A 15,032-nucleotide genomic window follows, 5' to 3' on the forward strand; every position below is an offset into this window, starting at 1 on the left:
CAGAGGGGGGCGCCTCGCACCGGCGTCACGATCTTAGGAACGGCCTACTTCAAAAACCCGTTCTTCTTCAAAAAGTCTTCGGCGACGCCCTTGACCGGCTCGCCGCCGACCTGCACGCGGCCGTTCAGTTCCTGCAGGGTGACGAGGTCGAGCTTGGCGAAGACCGGCTTCAGCAGCGTCTCGATTTCGGGATGCTCCTTCAGCACCGCCTCGCGGATGATCGGCGCCGGCTGGTAGACCGGCTGCACGCCCTTGTCGTCTTCGAGCACGACCAGGCCGGACGGCGAGATGCCGCCGTCGGTGCCGTAGACCATGGCGGCGTTGGCACCGTTGGTCTGGTTCGCCGCAGCGGCGATGGTCGCCGCCGTGTCGCCGCCGGAGAGCGTGATCAGCTGGTCCGGCTTAAGCGTGAAACCATAGGTGGTCTGGAAAGCCGGCAGCGCGGCAGCCGAATTGACGAATTCGGCCGAGGCCGCCAGCACCACCTGGCCGCCGCCGGAGACATATTTGCCGAAGTCGGACAGAGTCGCCAGCTTGTTGGTCTCGGCGACATCCTTGCGCAGCGCAATCGCCCAGGTGTTGTTGGCCGGCGACGGCGACAGCCAGACGATCTTGTTGGCGTCGTAGTCTAGCTTCTTGGCCGTTTCATAGCCCTTGGCGGCATCCTTCCACACCGGATCGTCGGCCTTTTCGAAGAAGAAGGCGGCATTGCCGGTGTATTCCGGATAGATGTCGATCTCGCCGGCGGTGATCGCCTTGCGCACCACAGGGGTGCCGCCGAGTTGGATGCGGTCGGTGGTCTGGATGTTGTTGGCGTTCAGCACCAGCTGGATGATGTTGCCGAGCACGCCGCCTTCGGTGTCGATCTTCGACGACACGACCACCTGAGCGCTCGCCGAGGCTGCGGTGATGCCGAGCGCCAGTGCCGCGCCGGCCAGAACCTTGACTGAAAACATTTCACAAATCCCTTGCTGAGAACCGGACTGCGGCTGCCGCATATGAGCATGGCTTCAATGCCCCGTCGGGGCACACGGTTTCATAAGAAGGGGGATGGGGGCAATAATTTTGTTCGGATGCGGGTGAATCCGCTGCTGTCCGATCCCGACAGCGTCATGTCACTACAGCGCGTCGCGTCCGTTTGGACGCGCAAAGGACGCTGTAGCACTATTGATTTGCGCATGGTCCTTTCCGAACCTTCGGATCGGGGTCATGCGCTGGTCGGCCGCGCGGTCATCTTCAGCACGCCCAGCGCCACGAAGCACAACACCGTCACCGGGAAGATGATCCAGTTCAGCATCTCCCAGCCCCAGGCGTTGTAGACCGCGCCCGACATCAGCGAGGCGAAGGCGACGGAGCCGAACAGGACGAAGTCGTGAAAACCCTGGACCTTGGCCTTTTCCGATGGGCGGTAGCTGTCGGCGACCATGGCGGTGGCGCCGATGAAGCCGAAATTCCAGCCAAGGCCGAGCAGGATCAGCGCCGTCCAGAATTGCCACAGCGCCAGGCCCGACAGCGCCACCACGGCGCAGCCGATCAGCAGCACAAGGCCGGTTGCGACAATCCGTTCGGCGCCGAAGCGATAGATCAGCGAGCCGGTGAAGAAGCTCGGCGCGAACATCGCCATGACATGCCAGGAAATGCCGAGCGTGGCGTCGTCCGTCGACAGGCCGCAGCCGACCATGGCGAGCGGCGCGCCGGTCATGACGAAGCTCATCAGCGCGTAGCTGCCGACGGCGCAAAACAGCGCCGCAACGAAACGCGGCCTGGTGACGATCTCGGCGAGCGGCCGCGCGTCGCTGTCGGCGATTTCCGCTTTGCCCGTCGCCTTGGCCGGGATGCGCAGCAACGACAGGATGGCGGCGCCGACCGCCGCCAGCACCAGGATGGAGGCAAACGAGCCGGCAAACATCACCGGCGCAAACAATTCGCGGGTGAAGATGACGATCTGCGGCCCGAGAATGGCGGTGACGATGCCGCCGGCCAGCACGAAGGAGATGGCGCGCGCCTTGAATTCAGCCGGTGCGTTGTCGGCGGCGGCGAAGCGGAATTGCTGGACGAAGGCACCGCCGATGCCGATCACCAGCAGGCCGAAGGCGAACAGCCAGAAGCTGGCGTAAAATAGCGCCAGCGTGGCGACCAGACCGCCGAGCGCAGTGACGATCGTCCCGGTCATGAAGCCGTCGCGCTGGCCGAGCCGGCGGATGATGGCTGCGGCCGGCAGGGCGCCGAGCGCCACGCCGACGTTGAAGCCGGTGATCGGCGCCGTCGCCAGCGACTTGTCGGAACCGAGCAGATAATATCCGGCCAATCCACCCACGGAAATGGCGATAGGTGCGGCCGAGCCGATGATCGCCTGCGAAGCGGCAAGGATGAGCGCCGTGCGGCGCGCTTCCCTGCCGGCCTCGGCGATAGCGACGGCCGTCATGAAGCGTCCTTGCCACGCCCTTCGCCGCGCACCCGGCGCGACACGCGATCGAGCACTGCGTTGACCAGCTTCGGCTCATCTTCTTCGTAAAACGCCTTGGCGATATCGACATATTCCGAGACGATGACAGCCACCGGCACGTCCTCGCGCTTCATCAGTTCGTAGACGCCGGCGCGCAATATGGCGCGCAGCGTCGAATCGAGCCTGGACAACGGCCAGTCCTCGGTCAGCGCCTGGCGGATGATCGGGTCGATGGTCTTCTGGTTCTCGACGACGCCGGCGAGGATGGCGCGAAACCATTGCGCGTCGGCCTCGCGATAGAGCGCGCCGTCGACTTCCTTGCCGAGCCTGAACGCCTCATATTCGGCGGTGATCTCGAAGACGCCGCTGCCGGCCACATCCATCTGGTAGAGCGCCTGCACGGCGGCCAGACGGGCTGCACCGCGCTTGTTGGCGTGGCGCACCGCGGGCTGGCCGGGCGATGCGGGCTCGCTCACGATCGCTCTCCCAACTGTTGCTTGAGGGCAATCATGGTCAGCGCCGCACGCGCGGCAAAGCCACCCTTGTCGCCTTCCGAACGCCTGGCCCGCGTCCAGGCCTGCTCGTCATTTTCGGTGGTCAGGATGCCGTTGCCGATGCAGACCGCTTCCTGGACGGACAGGTCCATCAGGGCACGGCTCGATTCATTTGCGACGATGTCGAAATGATAGGTGTCGCCGCGCACGATGGTGCCGAGGGCGACAAAGCCGTCATAGCTCGACCCGCCTTCGGCGGCGCCGTCGAGGGCGAAGGAAATCACTGCGGGAATTTCGAGCGAGCCCGGAACGGTGACGACGTCGTATGTCGCGCCAGCTTCCTCGAGCGCGCTTGTCGCGCCTTCGAGCAGCGCGTCGGCAAGGTCGTCATGGAAGCGTGCCTCGATGACAAGAAGGTGGGCCTTCTTCTTCGGGCGAATGAACGCTTTGCCGTGTTGGGATGTGCCAGCCATAGATGTCTCCGGGATCGCCGGTGACTTAGGCCGAAGCCGGTTTGATCGCAAGCAGAAGATTGGTGGAGATGTGGACGTGCCTGATTATTGGTTTCCTCCGAAGCCGGCGCTGCCCCTCATTGCCCTGCCGGGCATTTCTCCCCGTAAACGGGGCGAAAGAGGCTGGCCGCATCGCCGGCGCCCTTCTTGCAACGCTGGTGATTGGCGAAACCATCGATGAAATCGCCCCTCGCCCCGTTTACGGGGAGAGGTCGCCGGCAGGCGGGTGAGGGGCAACGCCAAACGGAACAAGGCGCCAATCAGATCCGAGGTGCTCGTCCCGTTCAGATAACCGTATGAATCCACGCCGCTCTCCGGCAGGACCATCAAAGCCCCTCTTTCGCGGCCTCCGCCAGGCGGGCCGCGTAGCGGGCCATGGTGTCGATCTCCAGATTGACGCGGTCGCCGACCTGACGTTCGCCCCAGGTGGTCACGGTCAGCGAGTGATGGATCAAGAGCACGTCGAAGCGTGTGCCGTCGACCTTGTTGACGGTAAGCGAGGTGCCGTCGAGCGCGACCGAGCCCTTGGGTGCGATGAATTTGGCCAGGTCGCGCGGCGCTTCCAGCGTAAAGCGCACGGCATCGCCCTCCTCCTTGCGCGCAACGATCTCGGCCATGCCGTCGACATGGCCTGAAACGATGTGGCCACCGAGTTCGTCGCCGATCTTCAGCGGCCGCTCCAGATTGATCCTGGTGCCGGATTTCCAGCCCATGGCCGTCGTCAGCCTGAGTGCCTCTTCCCAGGCCTCGACCTCGAACCAGCGCGCGTTGGCGCCGCTTTCCGGCAGCGCCGTCACCGTCAGGCAGACGCCGCCGCAGGAAATCGAAGCCCCAATGGCGATCGTCTGCGGATCATAGGTGGTGTCGATGCGCAAGCCGACGCCCTCTTTCAGCGGCTTGACGGCAGCGACGGTGCCGACATCGGTGACAATCCCGGTAAACATCAGACTCTGGCTTTCAGTTTGACCATGTTCTTGTCCAAGCCGGCCCCACTTTTTGGGATCATGTCTTCTTGGTTGGCCATGATCTTTTCCGAAAACCGGTTCCCACTTTTCGGGATCATGGTCTTATCCACTCGGCGTAGCTGTCTTCGCCGAAACGCATGTCACGCAATTTGCGAAATCCTGCCGGGATATGGTCGGCGTCGATGGGCGATGCAATGCCGCTCCTGCCGATCGGCTCCTGCCCCTGGAACAGCACGATGCGGTCGACCAGCCCTTCGGCGAGGAAGGCCTTGGCCACCTTGGCGCCGCCCTCGACCAGCACGCTCGCCATGCCGAGTGCGGCTAGATCCTCGAGCAACTCCGGCAGCGCAATATCGCCTTCATACGTCTCGGTGCCGATGAAGCGCACGCCGGCGCGTTCGAGCGCGGCCCGCCGCTGCGGATCGGCTTCGGCACAGGCGGCGACATAGAGCGGAACCCGGTCGACGCCGGCGACCAGTTTCGACGTTTCCGGCAGCCTGATCTGGCGGTCGAGCACGATGCGCGCCGGCGAGCGGTTCTCCAGCCCCGGCAACCGCACCGTCAGCGCCGGATCGTCCTCCAGCGCCGTGCCGATGCCGATCAGTACGCCGTCGGCTTCGGCGCGCATCAGATAGACTTCGCGCCGGGCGATTTCGCCGGTGATCGAGACCTGCCCCGCGCCTCCCATGCCGATCTTGCCGTCGCTGGAAAGCGCAAGTTTCAGGATTACTTCCGGACGTTTTTTCAGGGATCGAATGAGATAGCCGGCCATCTGCTCGGCGGCTTCTGCCACGAGCACCTTTTCGACCACTTCGACACCGGCGGCACGCAGGATCGCATAGCCGTTGCCGGACACGCGTGGATCGGGGTCGCTCGCAGCGCCAACCAGCCGCGCGACGCCGGCATTGACCAGTGCTCTGGCGCAAGGCGGGGTGCGGCCATGGTGGGCGCAGGGCTCCAATGTGACATAGGCGGTGGCGCCGCGTGCGAGCTCGCCGGCCTCCGCCAGCGCCTCGGTCTCGGCATGCGGCCGGCCGCCGACAGCGGTGACGCCGGTGCCGACGATCATCGGCCCGGTGCCGTCGTCGCGCACGATCAGCGTGCCGACGGAAGGGTTGGTCGAGGTCCGCCCGGCGTTTTTCCGCGACAGCCTCAGTGCCGCCGCCATGAAGCGGCGATCAAGAACCTCTTGCTCGGCTTGGCCGCGCCTTGCCATGCTCAGCCGGCGTCCTCTTCCTTGAGCTCGTCACCTTTAAGCTCACCCAGCACGTCGTGAAAATCCTTGGCCTCGCGGAAATTGCGATAGACCGAGGCGAAGCGGACATAGGCGACGTCGTCGAGCGACTTCAGTGCCTCCATCACCAGGCGGCCGACCTCGCCCGAGGCGACCTCGGTCTCGCCGGAGCTTTCGAGCTGGCGCACGATGCCGGTCACCGCGCGGTCGATGCGCTCGGGATCGACATTGCGCTTGCGCACGGCGATCTCGACCGAGCGCAGCAGCTTGTCGCGGTCGAACGGCACCTTGCGTCCGGATTTCTTCACCACCACGAGGTCGCGCAACTGCACACGTTCGAAGGTGGTGAAGCGGCCGCCGCAATCGGGGCAGACGCGCCGCCTGCGGATCGCCGCGCCGTCTTCGGCGGGGCGCGAATCCTTCACCTGCGTATCTTCGGACTGGCAGTAGGGACAGCGCATGGGCAGCCTTGTGTTCGCGATTCTCGTGGAGCGAAGGCTTAGAGGTTTTTGCCGCGATGGCAAAGTATCGGATCGCGCCTCAGAGATAGCGAGGCGCGGGGAAAATTGCCAGCATCAACGGCAATACCGGCCGATTACGGCGCGACGTCAGCAGTCGGGAACCCACATGACACGCCGAGGCTGCGATAGGCCTTGGTGAAGCCGTCCATCGATACGGTCGCGACCGGCGTGTCGGCAAATATGACGTCGAGCGCGCTGGCGCGGCGCATGGCACGCAGCAGTGCCAGGCTGATCTCGGGCTTGTTGTTCAACATCCATTTTCCGCCGCCACCGGCCATGGCATCGACGGTCGCCTTGACCTTGCCGTCGCCATCGCCGAACACCGCCGGAATGTTCTCGCCAGTCGGCAAGTCCTTGTTCTTCATGGCGATGACGAGGGTCGGATAGCCATTGGGCGGCAGTGCATCACCGTTCGAGATGGCAAGCGTGAGCGTGCCGCTGGTACCGCTCGCGTCGAGGAAGGCGGTCGAGGCGACGCAGGTCTTGCGCAGATCCCCACCGGTATCGATCTCGTCCACAGTGGTGGACCAGTTGCCGAAGGTTTCGGTCTTCGGTGCGGCTGGGGTGGGCGCAGACTGTGCCTGGGCGGCGGACGGCAAGGTGGTCAATGTGACCAACAATACGCCAAGCGCGCCAAAGCCAGCGACACGGAAAATCTGCATCATCGTCAAGGCTCCTGTCCGGACTCCGTCCCCGCTGAAAAAGTGCTTCTCGTCCGGCGATAAGGGACGACAGCTTGCGTGAGCTCAACCGAGGACGACAGCTTGCGTGAGCTCAACCGAGATAGGGATAGAGCGGAAAACGATCCGTCAACGCGGCCACCTTCGCCTTCACCGCTGCTTCGACGGCTGCATTGCCCTCATCGGAATTCGCGGCCTTGAGTCCGTCCAGCACCTCGGCGATCAGCTTGCCGATCTCGCGGAACTCGGCCTGGCCGAAACCGCGCGTGGTGCCGGCCGGCGTGCCTAGGCGCACGCCCGAGGTGACGAACGGCTTTTCGGGATCGAAAGGGATGCCGTTCTTGTTGCAGGTGATGTTGGCGCGGCTAAGCGCTGCCTCGGCACGCTTGCCGGTGGCGTTCTTCGGCCTGAGGTCAACCAGCATAAGATGGTTGTCGGTGCCACCGGAGACGATGTCGAGACCGGTCTCCTGCAAGCTGGAGGCCAGCGCCTTGGCGTTGGCGGCAACGCTCTCGGCATAGATCTTGAAGCTTGGCTTCAGCGCTTCGCCGAAGGCCACCGCCTTGGCGGCGATGACGTGCATCAGCGGACCACCCTGCAGGCCTGGAAACACCGCCGAGTTCATCTTCTTGGCGATGTCCTCGTCATTGCACAGGATCATGCCGCCGCGCGGGCCACGCAGCGACTTGTGCGTGGTGGTGGTGACCACATGGGCGTATGGCAGCGGCGACGGATGCACGCCGCCGGCGACCAGGCCGGCGATGTGGGCCATGTCGACCATCAGATAGGCGCCGATCGAGTCGGCGATCTCGCGAAAACGCTTCCAGTCCCAGACGCGCGAATAGGCAGTGCCGCCGGCCAGGATCAGCTTCGGCCTGGTCTCGTGGGCGGTCTTCTCGATCGCGTCCATGTCGAGCAGGTGATCGTCCCTGCGGACGCCGTAGGAAACGACCTTGAACCATTTGCCGCTCATGTTGACCGGCGAACCGTGCGTCAGGTGGCCACCGGAATTCAGGTCGAGCCCCATGAAGGTGTCGCCGGGCTGCAGCAGCGCCAAAAAGACCGCCTGGTTCATCTGGCTGCCGGAATTCGGCTGGACATTGGCGAAGTTGCAGCCGAACAGCTTTTTGGCGCGCTCGATGGCCAGTTCCTCGGCCACGTCGACGAACTGGCAGCCGCCATAGTAGCGCTTGCCGGGATAGCCCTCGGCGTATTTGTTGGTCATGACCGACCCCTGCGCTTCCAGCACGGCGCGGGAGACGATGTTTTCCGAAGCGATCAGCTCGATCTCGTGGCGCTGGCGGCCGAGTTCGTTGCGGATCGCGCCGAAAATCTCCGGATCGGCATCGGCAAGCGTGGTTTCGAAGAAGGATTCGAATTTGTTCGACACTGCCGCTGCTGTTGCCATGCTTGAGATCCTTGTCGTCCGGGGTCTGCCGCGCCATTAACACAGTTGCTTTCGCCCCGCCACGTTTGCGGCGCGAAATTTGCTGGTCGGATTGCGGCAGCGAGGCGAAGAGCCACCTATTTCCTCGCCTGCCGGCCGTTCAGCAATGCTTCGCGACGCCACCAGGGCCAGCAGAGGACTTTCACCTCCAAGTCATTGATCGGCTATCATCCCGGCCAAACGGTGCTCGCGCACCACGCGCCATGCCTGGCGCACGTCAAAAAGGCCGCCTCGATGGCGGCCTTTATCAATTCAATAACATCAGGGGCTTAGAGCGCAGAGGTGATCTGCAGCTCGTTGGCTCCGTCGAGCCCGTAGATGTCGTCGCGGAACTGCACGACGCCAGGCCCCGTCGACCAGGCCGAGATGTAGAGGAAAAAGACCGGCACCGGATTGGTGACCTGCACCGGGATGTTCTCGCCGCTCTTGATCGACGCCTCGAAATGCTGGCGGCTCCAGCCCGGCGTGTCGCGCAGGATCCAGGTGACGAGGTCGCGCACGTTCTGGACGCGCACGCAGCCCGAGGAATCGAAGCGCATCATTTTGCCGAACAGGCTCTGCTGCGGCGTGTCGTGCATGTAGACGCCGTCCGGACTCGGGAAATTGATCTTGACCGAGGCCATCGCATTGCCGGCGCCCGGATCCTGGCGAAAGCGGTATTTCTCCGCGTCGTCGGTCGACCAGTCGACGGTCAGTGGATCGACCTCGCTGCCATCCGGTGCGAACAGCCGGATCTTGCTGTCCTTGAGATAGTTGGGGTCCTTCCGCATCAGCGGAATGATGTCCTTGCGCACGATCGAGACTGGCGCGTTCCAGTAAGGATTGACGATGATCTCGTTGATCTTGGAATCGACGATCGGCGTCTGGCGATCGATCTTGCCGACAACGGCGGTGTGGCGCAGCACGACGCGGTCGTTCTCGACCGCTTCGATCTGGGCGCCAGGGATATCGACCAATACATAGCGGTTGCCCAGCGTACCGGCGCGTTCGTTCAGCCGCTGCAGATTGGTCTGCAGCTGGCCAAGCCGGACCTGCGCCGAGACATTCATCGCCGCATAGCTATATTGGCCCAGGGTCCCGTCGGAAGGCAGGCCATGACGCGCCTGGAAGCGCTTGACCGCCGCATCGACATAGGAATCGAAGGCCTCTGAAAGGCCGGCGCTCTGCGCCAGGTCGCCCGAAACCATCAAGCGCCTGCGCAATGGCACCACATCGGGATCGATGACGCCGAGTTGCAATTTCTTGGTGTCCGGGACCCGCTCCCAGCCGCCCTGCGCGACAATATTCTGATACTGCGCGATAGCCTGCTCGGTGTACGCAACGGTCTGCAGGCTGACGATCGGCAGCGTCGAGGCCACCTTGCCGCCCTCGCTGGCGCGGGCGTCGAACTGGTCGTTCCAGTTGCCGCGGCCCGAGGATTTCAGGATGTCCGCGATCACGTCCTGCGCGCTGGCGCCACCGGCAACCATCGTCGCGGCCAATGCGGAGGCTCCGGAAAGGAAGAAACGGCGACTGGTTCTCATGTACGCTCCAGATAGTCCTGTAACAGTTTTTTCACCGGGCGATCCGCCCGCATGCTAGGCCGGCCCACTCTAAGGGTGGCGCCCTTAACAATTAGCCAACCATGCCCCAATCGCTTCTGTGCGAGAACGCGACCGGGCGCGACGCCTTCACAGAGGCGGTTGGCGGGGAGACGGATTGGCTCGCGCCGCAACATCACCCGCGTTCTCGCTTCCACCGGGAATATGGCGGCAACGTGACCCTGACCGCGATTTGGATCGGCTGGTCCTCACGAAACGCAAAGACCGATGCTTTTCGGCACCGGTCTTTTGGATCGCTCCCCGACCGCGCTTGTGGCGCAGTTGCCCCTTCATGCGAGGGACATGCTTACATCCGGTAGGCGATTGTGTCGTTCCAGAAGCGGTCGAGGCGCTGCAGGGCGCGGTTCATTTGCTTGAATTCTTCCGTGTTGATGCCGCCGACCTGCTCGATCGAGCCGACATGGCGCTCGTAGAGGCCGGCGACGACTTCCGCCACCTCACTGCCCTTCGGCGTCAGCGAGACCCGCACCGAACGGCGGTCGATGCGCGAGCGCTGGTGGTTGATGAAGCCGAGATCGACCAGCTTCTTCAGATTGTAGGAGACGTTCGAGCCGAGATAATAGCCGCGCGAGCGCAACTCGCCAGCGGTCAGTTCCGAATTGCCGATATTGAAGAGCAGCAGCGCCTGGATGGCGTTGATATCGGAACGGCCGTTGCGGTCGAATTCGTCCTTGATCACGTCAAGCAGGCGGCGGTGCAGCCGTTCCACCAGCTGCAGCGATTCCATGTACAGCGAACGGATCGCCTCGCGGCGGTCGTCGGATACGTTGGCGGTCTTCGCCGCCGGACGGGAATTGATCATTGTCTTTGCCTCTCGTTTGTCGCCTGGTGATTTTTTGTTTTTCACCTTGATCGCGACACTATCGAATACTCATAAAATTCGACTTAAACGCTAGGGCTAACAAGAGCTTACCGGTAATAGGTTTCGAAAGAGGCTTAACGAAGGGTCACCCGAACAAGGACGATTAACCTAAAGATTTAGCCAATGAATCCGGGGGGTAATTTGCCCGTCCAACCGGACGCGTGGGTTATTCTTGTTGAGCATCGATCCGATGCTCTATTGCCGGCTCCGGCGCTTCTGCACCCAGATCACCACGCGAAAGACGATGTAGAGCAGCGCCACCGCCGCATGCGAGGCGACGATCAGCGGCCGGTGACCGAAGAGCTCGGGAAAGCCGGCATGCATGACCGTCTCGGTCGCCGCGCAGATGAACCAGATCACCGGCCCCCAGGAGGCCAGCATCCACAGACCGGCGGCAGCGAAGGGAAAGAAGACGGCGAGCGTCACCGCCGCCACCTGCCAATGCACCGGCATCAGGTCGAAGCGCCACAACGATCCGGGATAGAAGCCGATCAGCCGGATCCAGTACAAAATCCCGAACAACAGACAGTAGGCTGAGATGACGCGCTGAAACCAGGCGAAGATGACCTCGGCCGTCGAGGGCTGGAGCACGACGCGTCTCGACGTGACCTCGCTCACAGCGTGAGTTCCCGTTCGCCGAGCGGAGCGAAATAGGCATCGACATCGGCAGCACCGACGTCGTCGATGTCTGCCGGCCGCCATTGCGGCGACGAGCCCTTGTCGATGATGGCGGCGCGGATGCCTTCGTAGAAATCGTGGCCGGCAAGCATGCGGTTGAGGATGCGGAACTCCATCCGCATGCACTCGTCCATCGACAGCGTCAGCCCGGCGCTGATCTCGCGCCAGGCAACATGCAGGCTGGTCGGCGAGCGGGTGCGGATCGTCGCCAGTGTCTTTGCCGCGAACGCGTCTGCGGGTGCGGCGCGCTCCAGGCTGCCGATGATGTCGCTCAGCGACGGCTGCGCGAAATGGCGAGCGATGGCTTCCAGTGTCGGACTGTCCGTTTCGCGCCGGGCCGGGACGGAAAAGCCGTGCAGCGCCGCTTCCGGGTCGCCGCTCGCAACCAGCCGGTCGAGAAAGCCGGCCTGGTCCTGCGCCTTGATCGTGTGCGTCGCCAGGCCCGACCACAGAGCGTCGCCATAGCGGATGCGGTTTCCGGTCAGGGCCAGATACATGCCGAAGCTGCCGCCGAGGCCCGGCAGCAGATGACTGGCGCCGACATCCGGGAAAAAGCCGATGCCGACTTCCGGCATCGCAAACTGGGCGTTCTCGGTCAGCAGCCGATGCGAGCCGTGGAAGGAGATGCCGACGCCGCCGCCCATGACGATGCCGTCGATCAGCGCGACATAGGGTTTTTCGAACCGCGCGATGCGGGCGTTCAGCCGGTATTCGTCGGCGAAGAAATCGACCGGCGGCTTTCCCGCCCGGCCGGCCTGGTAGATGTGGAGGATGTCGCCGCCGGCCGAAAACGCCCTGCCCTCGGCCTTGACGACGACAACATCGACGCCGTCGTCGCGCTCCCAGGCGCGCAGCGCCTTGTCGAGCGCCTTGACCATGCGATGGGTGACGGCATTGAGCGCCTGCGGCCGCGTCAGCGTGACGACGCCGGCGCTGCCCAGTCGTTCGAAGCGGATCTCGTTGCCGCCGCCAAAATCCATCGCCTAAAGAATCCCTCGCCCAATGCCGCCGGGACTGAAGTGCTAAAGCGTGGCGCATGGCTACGTCAATGCCAAGGCGCAATCCTGTCGGGCAACAACGGTCGGGAACTCGTATACCGGTATCCAGCTTGTGCCTGGCACTATCGTGCCGCATTGGTCAGCGGCGGAGGCTCGTGTTAAAAGCCGCCAATCCGGAGTTTTGGCGATGAACAAATTCACCCCAGCAAAGCCTGCCGGCGCGCGCAGCGTCGACGAGATCACCGGCAGCCGCCGTTTGCGCCGCATGCGCAAGGCCGACTGGTCGCGCCGCCTCGTCCAGGAGAACCGGCTCTCCGTCGACGATCTGATCTGGCCGATCTTCGTCGTCGATGGGAAAAATATCCGTGAACCGATCGCCGCCATGCCTGGTGTCTTCCGCCTGTCGCTCGACCTTGCCGTCAAGGAGGCCGAGCGCGCGGCAAAGCTCGGCATTCCGGCGATCGCCACCTTCCCCAATGTCGAGCTCGGCCTGCGCGACCAGACCGGCTCGCACATCCTCGATCCGGAAAACGTCATCAACCGCGCCACGCGCGGCATCAAGCACGCGGTGCCCGAGATCGGCATCATCACCGATGCGGCGCTCGATCCCTTCACCTCGCACGGCCATGACGGCATCTTGCGCGACGGCATCATCGTCAACGACCAGACCGTGGAGCAGGTCACCGCGGCTGCCGTCATCCAGGCTTCGGCCGGCGCCGATATCATTGCCCCGTCCGACATGATGGATGGCCGCATCGGCGCCATCCGCGATGCGCTCGACGCCAATGGTTTTCAGGATGTGGCGATCATGTCCTACGCAACGAAATTCGCCTCCGCCTTCTACGGACCCTATCGCGAGGCGGTTGGCACCGCCGGCCTGCTCAAGGGCGACAAGAAGACTTACTATCTCGACCACGCCAATTCCGACGAGGCCGTGCGCGAGGCCGAACAGGACCTCGCCGAGGGCGCCGATATGCTGATGGTCAAGCCCGGCCTGCCCTATCTCGACATCATCCGCAGGCTGAAGGACGAATTCCGGATGCCGACCTTCGCCTATCAGGTGTCGGGCGAATATTCGATGATCAAGGCGGCCGCCGCGAATGGCTGGATCGACGGCGACAAGGCGATGCTGGAATCGCTGCTCGCCTTCAAGCGCGCCGGCTGCGACGGAATTCTCACCTATTTCGCGCCTGAAGTGGCGGCGATGCTTAAGGGGTAGGCACTCGCATCGTTTTGGAATTTTGCTGCAATCCGCTAGAATGGACCCATGAGCAGGAACGAGGTCATCGAACGGTTGCAGAGAAACGCAGACGCCATCAAAGGCATGGGCGCGACTTCGCTGTATCTGTTCGGGTCGGCAGCGCGAGACGATGCCCAGCCGGACAGCGATCTTGATCTGTTCATCGACTATGACCCAGCCCGGCGCTTTTCTCTGATCGACCTGGTCGGGATCAAGCAATTTCTGGAAGAGAAGATGTCAACGGAAATCGACATCACCACGCGTGACAGCCTTCATCCCATGTTGAAGGCCGAGATCGAACGATCGGCCGTGCGCGTATTCTGATGGCCGTCCGCCGGATCGAGCCTATCCTGGCCGAGATCACGGCGGCGCTCCGCTCCGCCTAGCTGTCGAGCGCATCCTCGAGGCGTCGCGGCGCAAGTAGCTGCTGCGCAACCACCCCTCTTTGCGGTGGCCCTGTTGCTGGCCAAACGAGCCGCTTATGCTCGGCGGCGAAATACCGCTTGCACAGTGCAATCAGTCTAGCTAAAAGCAACTGCTTGCATTTCACAACTGGATAAGAGGGAGGTCCTCATGTCAAAGCTTCGCGTCAACGCTTTCACCCTATCTGTCGACGGCTTCGGCGCCGGTCCCGACCAGGACCTGAAAGAGCCGCTGGGCGTCGGCGGGGAAGCCCTGCACACATGGATGTTCGGCACCCGAAGCTTCCGCAACATGTCCGGCGAAGATGACGGGACCACGGATACCGACGACGCGTTCGTAACGCGCAGCTTCGAAAACATCGGCGCGTGGATCATGGGCCGCAACATGTTCGGACCGATCCGCGGCGCTTGGCCCGATGACACCTGGAAGGGCTGGTGGGGAGACAATCCGCCCTACCATGTGCCGGTCTTCGTGCTCACCCACCATCCGCGGGAACCTATCGTCATGGAGGGCGGCACGACCTTCTATTTCGTGACCGACGGCATTCACTCGGCGCTGGAAAAGGCGAAAGCCGCGGCTGACGGCAAGGATGTCCGGCTCGGCGGCGGCGTCGCCACGATCCGGCAATATCTGAGGGAAAAGCTCATCGACGACATGCATCTGGCGATATCGCCGATGCTGCTCGGCTCGGGCGAGAACCTTTTTGCCGGCATCGACATGGTCAAACTCGGCTACCGCTGCAGCGAGCAGGTGGGCACGCCGAACGCCATGCATGTCACCATCGAGCGCGCGTAAGCCTGGCTAGGATCCCCCTTCTCCCCTTGTGGGAGAAGGGGGCCGAGCGAAGCTCGGTCGGATGAGGGGTGTTCCAGCTTGGCGGACACCCTCGTCCAAATTGGACGCACAGCGCCAGGATCGCTGACGCCTCATT

16 protein-coding genes are annotated in these 15,032 nt (G+C 63.4%); 3 read left to right on the top strand and 13 right to left on the bottom strand.

The window, feature by feature from the left end:
* Positions 1-44: 44 nt before the first annotated feature.
* The 13 genes from osmF to AC0L3O_RS06880 form a co-directional block, all read right to left on the bottom strand.
* Positions 45-956 (bottom strand): glycine betaine ABC transporter substrate-binding protein OsmF, encoded by a 912-nt coding sequence (gene osmF / locus AC0L3O_RS06820; RefSeq protein WP_473534633.1) that lies wholly within the window; start codon positions 954-956, stop codon positions 45-47.
* A gap of 251 nt (positions 957-1,207) precedes the next feature.
* The gene (locus AC0L3O_RS06825; protein WP_023798401.1) at positions 1,208-2,425 is read right to left on the bottom strand and encodes an MFS transporter; all 1,218 of its coding nucleotides are present in this window, start codon (positions 2,423-2,425) and stop codon (positions 1,208-1,210) included.
* The gene (gene nusB / locus AC0L3O_RS06830) at positions 2,422-2,922 is read right to left on the bottom strand and encodes a transcription antitermination factor NusB (protein ID WP_023798402.1); all 501 of its coding nucleotides are present in this window, start codon (positions 2,920-2,922) and stop codon (positions 2,422-2,424) included. Before nusB ends, AC0L3O_RS06825 begins: the two co-directional genes overlap by 4 nt.
* Positions 2,919-3,413, bottom strand: a complete 495-nt coding sequence (ribH, locus tag AC0L3O_RS06835) for a 6,7-dimethyl-8-ribityllumazine synthase (RefSeq protein ID WP_036263097.1) — start codon at positions 3,411-3,413, stop codon at positions 2,919-2,921. Before ribH ends, nusB begins: the two co-directional genes overlap by 4 nt.
* 365 nt (positions 3,414-3,778) lie before the next feature.
* On the bottom strand, positions 3,779-4,396 hold the full coding sequence (locus AC0L3O_RS06840) for a riboflavin synthase (protein WP_287221745.1): 618 nt from the start codon (positions 4,394-4,396) through the stop codon (positions 3,779-3,781).
* Between the two features lie 115 nt (positions 4,397-4,511).
* Positions 4,512-5,633 carry a bifunctional diaminohydroxyphosphoribosylaminopyrimidine deaminase/5-amino-6-(5-phosphoribosylamino)uracil reductase RibD gene (ribD, locus tag AC0L3O_RS06845; protein ID WP_473534634.1) on the bottom strand — a complete coding sequence of 374 codons (1,122 nt, stop codon included), beginning with the start codon at positions 5,631-5,633 and terminating at the stop codon, positions 4,512-4,514.
* Between the two features lie 2 nt (positions 5,634-5,635).
* A complete protein-coding gene (gene nrdR, locus AC0L3O_RS06850; RefSeq protein ID WP_023798407.1) occupies positions 5,636-6,112 on the bottom strand; it encodes a transcriptional regulator NrdR in 477 nt (158 codons plus the stop codon).
* 134 nt (positions 6,113-6,246) lie between these two features.
* Positions 6,247-6,837: an invasion associated locus B family protein gene (locus tag AC0L3O_RS06855; protein ID WP_473534635.1), complete on the bottom strand. Its 591-nt coding sequence runs from the start codon at positions 6,835-6,837 to the stop codon at positions 6,247-6,249.
* A 109-nt stretch (positions 6,838-6,946) separates the two neighbouring features.
* Entirely contained in the window at positions 6,947-8,260 is a 1,314-nt protein-coding gene (gene glyA / locus AC0L3O_RS06860; protein ID WP_473534636.1) for a serine hydroxymethyltransferase, read from the bottom strand.
* A gap of 308 nt (positions 8,261-8,568) precedes the next feature.
* The gene (locus AC0L3O_RS06865) at positions 8,569-9,822 is read right to left on the bottom strand and encodes a L,D-transpeptidase family protein (RefSeq protein ID WP_023798410.1); all 1,254 of its coding nucleotides are present in this window, start codon (positions 9,820-9,822) and stop codon (positions 8,569-8,571) included.
* 364 nt (positions 9,823-10,186) lie between these two features.
* Positions 10,187-10,702: a transcriptional regulator LdtR gene (gene ldtR / locus AC0L3O_RS06870; RefSeq protein WP_027154640.1), complete on the bottom strand. Its 516-nt coding sequence runs from the start codon at positions 10,700-10,702 to the stop codon at positions 10,187-10,189.
* Between the two features lie 255 nt (positions 10,703-10,957).
* Entirely contained in the window at positions 10,958-11,380 is a 423-nt protein-coding gene (locus tag AC0L3O_RS06875; RefSeq protein ID WP_473534637.1) for a DUF6163 family protein, read from the bottom strand.
* Complete coding sequence (locus AC0L3O_RS06880) at positions 11,377-12,420, bottom strand: enoyl-CoA hydratase/isomerase family protein (RefSeq protein WP_473615207.1); 1,044 nt, start codon at positions 12,418-12,420, stop codon at positions 11,377-11,379. The genes AC0L3O_RS06875 and AC0L3O_RS06880 overlap by 4 nt, the downstream gene beginning before the upstream one ends.
* A 205-nt stretch (positions 12,421-12,625) precedes the next feature.
* Between AC0L3O_RS06880 and hemB the strand changes: the two genes are divergently transcribed.
* The 3 genes from hemB to AC0L3O_RS06895 all read left to right on the top strand — a co-directional run bounded on the left by hemB (position 12,626) and on the right by AC0L3O_RS06895 (position 14,896).
* Entirely contained in the window at positions 12,626-13,657 is a 1,032-nt protein-coding gene (gene hemB / locus AC0L3O_RS06885; RefSeq protein WP_473534639.1) for a porphobilinogen synthase, read from the top strand.
* 48 nt (positions 13,658-13,705) lie between these two features.
* Positions 13,706-14,002, top strand: a complete 297-nt coding sequence (locus tag AC0L3O_RS06890) for a nucleotidyltransferase family protein (protein ID WP_091591582.1) — start codon at positions 13,706-13,708, stop codon at positions 14,000-14,002.
* A 249-nt stretch (positions 14,003-14,251) separates the two neighbouring features.
* Positions 14,252-14,896 (top strand): dihydrofolate reductase family protein, encoded by a 645-nt coding sequence (locus tag AC0L3O_RS06895; RefSeq protein WP_473534641.1) that lies wholly within the window; start codon positions 14,252-14,254, stop codon positions 14,894-14,896.
* The last annotated feature ends 136 nt before the right edge of the window (positions 14,897-15,032 follow it).

This window comes from Mesorhizobium sp. WSM4810 (assembly GCF_055811235.1).

What these genes read in the sequence shown, in the direction of transcription:
- AC0L3O_RS06840 (WP_287221745.1), bottom strand. Translation starts at nt 4,396, where the DNA reads ATGTTTACCGGGATTGTCACCGATGTCGGCACCGTCGCTGCCGTCAAG.
- AC0L3O_RS06855 (WP_473534635.1), bottom strand. Translation starts at nt 6,837, where the DNA reads ATGATGCAGATTTTCCGTGTCGCTGGCTTTGGCGCGCTTGGCGTATTG.
- hemB (WP_473534639.1), top strand. Translation starts at nt 12,626, where the DNA reads ATGAACAAATTCACCCCAGCAAAGCCTGCCGGCGCGCGCAGCGTCGAC.
- ldtR (WP_027154640.1), bottom strand. Translation starts at nt 10,702, where the DNA reads ATGATCAATTCCCGTCCGGCGGCGAAGACCGCCAACGTATCCGACGAC.
- ribD (WP_473534634.1), bottom strand. Translation starts at nt 5,633, where the DNA reads ATGGCAAGGCGCGGCCAAGCCGAGCAAGAGGTTCTTGATCGCCGCTTC.
- glyA (WP_473534636.1), bottom strand. Translation starts at nt 8,260, where the DNA reads ATGGCAACAGCAGCGGCAGTGTCGAACAAATTCGAATCCTTCTTCGAA.
- AC0L3O_RS06865 (WP_023798410.1), bottom strand. Translation starts at nt 9,822, where the DNA reads ATGAGAACCAGTCGCCGTTTCTTCCTTTCCGGAGCCTCCGCATTGGCC.
- AC0L3O_RS06895 (WP_473534641.1), top strand. Translation starts at nt 14,252, where the DNA reads ATGTCAAAGCTTCGCGTCAACGCTTTCACCCTATCTGTCGACGGCTTC.
- AC0L3O_RS06825 (WP_023798401.1), bottom strand. Translation starts at nt 2,425, where the DNA reads ATGACGGCCGTCGCTATCGCCGAGGCCGGCAGGGAAGCGCGCCGCACG.
- AC0L3O_RS06890 (WP_091591582.1), top strand. Translation starts at nt 13,706, where the DNA reads ATGAGCAGGAACGAGGTCATCGAACGGTTGCAGAGAAACGCAGACGCC.
- nrdR (WP_023798407.1), bottom strand. Translation starts at nt 6,112, where the DNA reads ATGCGCTGTCCCTACTGCCAGTCCGAAGATACGCAGGTGAAGGATTCG.
- osmF (WP_473534633.1), bottom strand. Translation starts at nt 956, where the DNA reads ATGTTTTCAGTCAAGGTTCTGGCCGGCGCGGCACTGGCGCTCGGCATC.
- ribH (WP_036263097.1), bottom strand. Translation starts at nt 3,413, where the DNA reads ATGGCTGGCACATCCCAACACGGCAAAGCGTTCATTCGCCCGAAGAAG.
- AC0L3O_RS06880 (WP_473615207.1), bottom strand. Translation starts at nt 12,420, where the DNA reads ATGGATTTTGGCGGCGGCAACGAGATCCGCTTCGAACGACTGGGCAGC.